The organism is Sulfitobacter sp. HI0129 (genome assembly GCF_001635395.1).
GTDB lineage: Bacteria > Pseudomonadota > Alphaproteobacteria > Rhodobacterales > Rhodobacteraceae > Sulfitobacter.
In genome coordinates this window covers 1-3,803 of record NZ_LWGH01000508.1, presented here as the reverse complement: position 1 = coordinate 3,803, position 3,803 = coordinate 1, and the positions used below count along the sequence as shown (strand labels likewise).

At 65.3% G+C, this 3,803-nt stretch carries 5 protein-coding genes; 1 reads left to right on the top strand and 4 read right to left on the bottom strand.

Annotated elements, in window-relative coordinates; translation table 11 throughout:
• Positions 1 to 185: 185 nt before the first annotated feature.
• Positions 186 to 1,769: a Ppx/GppA family phosphatase gene (locus tag A3764_RS13865; RefSeq protein ID WP_067922874.1), complete on the top strand. Its 1,584-nt coding sequence runs from the start codon at positions 186 to 188 to the stop codon at positions 1,767 to 1,769.
• Positions 1,770 to 1,781: 12 nt separating this feature from the next.
• Here A3764_RS13865 and A3764_RS13860 read toward each other — a convergent pair whose 3' ends face one another.
• The 4 genes from A3764_RS13860 to A3764_RS13845 all read right to left on the bottom strand — a co-directional run.
• Positions 1,782 to 2,171, bottom strand: coding sequence for a hypothetical protein (locus tag A3764_RS13860; protein WP_067922876.1), 390 nt, complete (start codon positions 2,169 to 2,171; stop codon positions 1,782 to 1,784).
• Positions 2,172 to 2,265: 94 nt separating this feature from the next.
• On the bottom strand, positions 2,266 to 2,946 hold the full coding sequence (locus A3764_RS13855) for a molecular chaperone DjiA (RefSeq protein ID WP_067951679.1): 681 nt from the start codon (positions 2,944 to 2,946) through the stop codon (positions 2,266 to 2,268).
• A gap of 31 nt (positions 2,947 to 2,977) precedes the next feature.
• Positions 2,978 to 3,472 (bottom strand): GNAT family N-acetyltransferase, encoded by a 495-nt coding sequence (locus A3764_RS13850; RefSeq protein WP_067924413.1) that lies wholly within the window; start codon positions 3,470 to 3,472, stop codon positions 2,978 to 2,980.
• The coding region (locus A3764_RS13845) for a VOC family protein (RefSeq protein ID WP_150122184.1) at positions 3,469 to 3,803 on the bottom strand (335 nt) is incomplete at its 5' end. The genes A3764_RS13850 and A3764_RS13845, both read right to left, overlap by 4 nt.

The window sequence follows — 3,803 nt, the reverse complement described above, 5'->3', positions numbered from 1 at the left end:
CAGTTCGCCTTCAACTGTCACCGGTTCTTCATGGAAAATCCCTCCCTGTCCGGGCGAGGGTCGGCGGGGGCGTCGGATGTGCCGAAGCTCACCCATACCGAGGATTAGCACCTTTCAAAGCGATTGACCTGAGGTGCCGGCTGGGCCACTTTGCCCCCGCAACCGGATGGCCCGCGGGAGTATGCATGGCAGACCAGACCGAAACCCTGCCCCGCCAGGTTCCCGAAACCGGTGTGGCCGATCTGGGCCTGTTCGGAAAACCCCTGTTCGAAGACCCGAGCGCACGGGCGCTGTCGCGGGTGGGGGTTGTCGACGTGGGCTCCAACTCCGTCCGGCTCGTGGTGTTCGACGGGGCGGCGCGCTCCCCGGCCTATTTCTACAACGAAAAGATCATGTGCGCCCTGGGTGCGGGGATGTCCGAAACCGGGCATCTGTCGCCCGACGGTCGGGTGCGGGCGCTGTCGGCCATGCGCCGGTTCAAGAAGCTGGCGGAAAGCATGGGGCTGGCTGATCTGTCGGTCGTGGCCACCGCCGCCGTGAGGGATGCCAGCGACGGGCGCGATTTCTGTGAGGAGGTGCGCCGGGAAACCGGCCTGCGCATATGGGTCATCGACGGCGAGGAAGAGGCGCGGCTGTCGGCGCAGGGCGTGTTGCTGGGCTGGCCCGGCGCCTACGGTCTGGTCTGCGACATCGGCGGCTCCTCGATGGAACTGGCGGAGATTTCCGGCGGGCGGGTGGGCCGACGTGTCAGTTCTGCGTTGGGGCCGCTGAAACTGCGCGACATGAAGGGCGGCGCCAAGGCGCGGCAGGCCCATATCAAGGAGGTCATCACCGGCCTTCAGGAAAAGATGGGCGCGCAACGCGACCGGCTTTTCCTCGTGGGTGGCTCGTGGCGGGCCATTGCCCGGATCGACATGTACCGCAGGGGCTATCCGCTGCACGTCCTGCACGAATACCGGATGACGAAGAAATCGGTCGCGGAAACTGTGGCCTTCATCCAGAAATCCGACCTCGACGAGTTGCGTGGCGCCTGCGGTGTCTCCTCCACCCGGATGGCGCTGGTGCCCTATGCCGCCGAGGTGCTGAGCCGGCTGGTCAAGAATTTCAAGCCGAAGGACATCGCCATTTCGAGCTACGGCATCCGCGAGGGGATGTTGTATGAGCAGATGCCGCAGCGGCTGCGCGACCGTGATCCGCTGATCGAAGCCTGCCGCTTTGCCGAGGCGAAGGATGCCCGCATGCCAGGCTTCGGCAAGGTGCTCTACAATTTCATCCTGCCGCTCTACAAGGGCAGCCCTGCCCCCCGGAAGCGTCTTGTGAAGGCCGCCTGCCTGCTGCACGACGTCAGCTGGCGCGCCCATCCCGACTACCGCGCGGAAACCTGTTTCGACAACGCCACACGCGCAAACCTCGGCGGGCTCAAACATTCCGAACGCATCTATCTTGGGCTGGCGCTGCTGCATCGCTATTCGAACAAACGCGAAAACACCCGTTTCGCGGATCTGCACGACATGGTGGATGCCAAGACCCAGACAGAGGCGGAAATCCTCGGCAAAGCGATGCGTTTCGGCGCGATGCTGTGGATGAATCAGGATGCCGAGACGAGCAGCCTGAAGTGGTATCCGAAAAAACGCATCCTCGAATTCCGGCTGACGCCCGAAACCGTGCCGCTGTTTGGCGAGGTCGCGGAATCGCGGCTGCGGTCACTGGCCGCGTCCCTTGAGGCCGAAGTTCAGGTCAAGGTTCTGAAGGCGCGCAGCCCGTCCTGACCCACGGCGGGGTCAGAGTTCGATCTGCGGGGCGGGTTCCGTCGGTTCATCCGGGGGCATCATCGGATGGTCCGGCTTGCGGCGGATGATGATATCGCCGTTGGGCAGGATTTCAGGCGCCTGATAGGCATTCCAGTCGTCCACCTCATCCACCAGTTCGCGCAGCTTCGGCCCCATGGTGCGGGCGAATTCGCGCATGGCTGGGCGCATCCTGTCGGCGAGATCGGACAGCCCTTCGAGCGCCGGTTCCGCTTCGTTCATGATGCCTTCCATGAAAAGCTGGGCGCCCCGCTCCATCAGCGACAGGCCGCGTTCGCCGGGTGCGTTCTCCTCCTCCTGCGCGAGGAGTGAGCCGAGCGGCAGGGCGAGAACGAAGGCGGTGATGGGCAGAAGACGTTTCATAATGCCCAAGATAGCACGGCCCGGGCATCTGACGAATTTTCATTCGCGCGCGCCGCATCCCTCCGGCGGAACCCTGCCTGCGGCGCGAAAGCCGTCAGCCTGCCCTGCGTTCGAAGGTTTCCCATGCGCGGTTAATGTCGATCAGGCGCTTCTGGGCCAGCATGATCGCCTCTTCCGGCAGGCCGCGCGCAATGAGCACATCGGGGTGGTTGTCGCGTACCAGCTTGCGATAGGCGCGCCGCGCCTCGTCTTTCGAGGCACCGGGCGGAAGGCCCAGCACCGTATGGGGCAAGGGGGAGGTATTGGGTACGAATCGCGCGCGGAGTGAGGCGAATTCGGCCTCGTCCAGATTGAAGATGCGGCTGACCTGTTCGAGAAAGGCGTCCTCGTTCGGGTGGTAGGTGCCGTCCGCCATGGCGATGTGAAAGAGCCCCTCCATCAGGTCGCGCAGCATCTCCGGCTGGTCGGAGAACATGCGCGCGATGCGCGCCGCGTAATCTTCGAAGCCCGCCACGTCCTGCCGGGCAAGGTTGAAGACCCGGGCGGCATTCTGGGTATCCTCATCGGCGATCTGGAAAACCTGCCGAAAGGCGGTGACCTCGTCCCGGGTGACCTGCCCATCCGCCTTGGCCATCTTGGCACCCAGCGCGATCACGGCGATGGTAAAGGCGATCGACCGTTCGGGAGGCGTGCGCAGCCGGTCGAAGACCGCTGACAGCCCTTCCCCCGCGGTGAGCGCAGACAGCGCCTTGGTGATGCGTGACCAGATCGACATTGGAGGACCATATAGGCTGCGACAGCGGAAGTCAGTCCGATGTCAGCGTTTTTTGCATCAGGATGAGGTCCAGCCACTGGTCGTTCTTGCGCCCGACTTCGCGCAAACGGCCCGCTTCGACAAAGCCGAGTGCTGAATGGAACGCGACCGCGCCGCTGTTCACGGCACTGATGCCCGCGACCATGACGTGCATGCCCTGTTGGGCGGCCTCCGCCATGGCGCGTTCCATCAGGCGGCGGCCCGTGCCGCTGCGCCGCGCCCCTTCGGCCAGCACGATGGAATGTTCCACCGTGGCCGCATAGCCGGGGCCGTTGCGGAAAGTTCCATAGGTTACGAACCCGGCCAATCCGCCCTGCCCGTCCGCCTCCGCCAGCCAGACGGCGCGAGGGCGCGCCTCGATCAGTGCGCGAATCTCCGCTTCGGTCTTGAGCTGGTTGGTGAAGGTGAAAAGGCTGCCCGCGATCATGCCGTTCCAGATCGACGCGATGGCGGCGGCGTCTTCCGGTTTGGCGGCCCGGATGCTCACGCCAGCGTCCTTTCGCCGCGGGGGGTCGCGAAGCGTGCCGAGAGCGTGGCCGCCCCCGCCGCGATGTCGATACGGGCATCTGTCAGCAGCGGGGCCAGAAAGCTGCGCAGCGCCGCGCCCTCGGGATGACGGATGGAAAGCTGCAACAGCCTGCAGTTGGAAGGGGCGAGCCGCTGGGCAGGATGGCCGCCGCCGGTCCATTGGATGAGCGCGGGGGCGAGGTTGTCGAAGGGCAGCCGCCCCTCCTCGGGCACCGACATGCGCCAGCGCAGATCCCCGCGTTGCAGATCGACGGGCCGCCCGAAGCCGTCAGGCAGACGGGCGAGTGCCG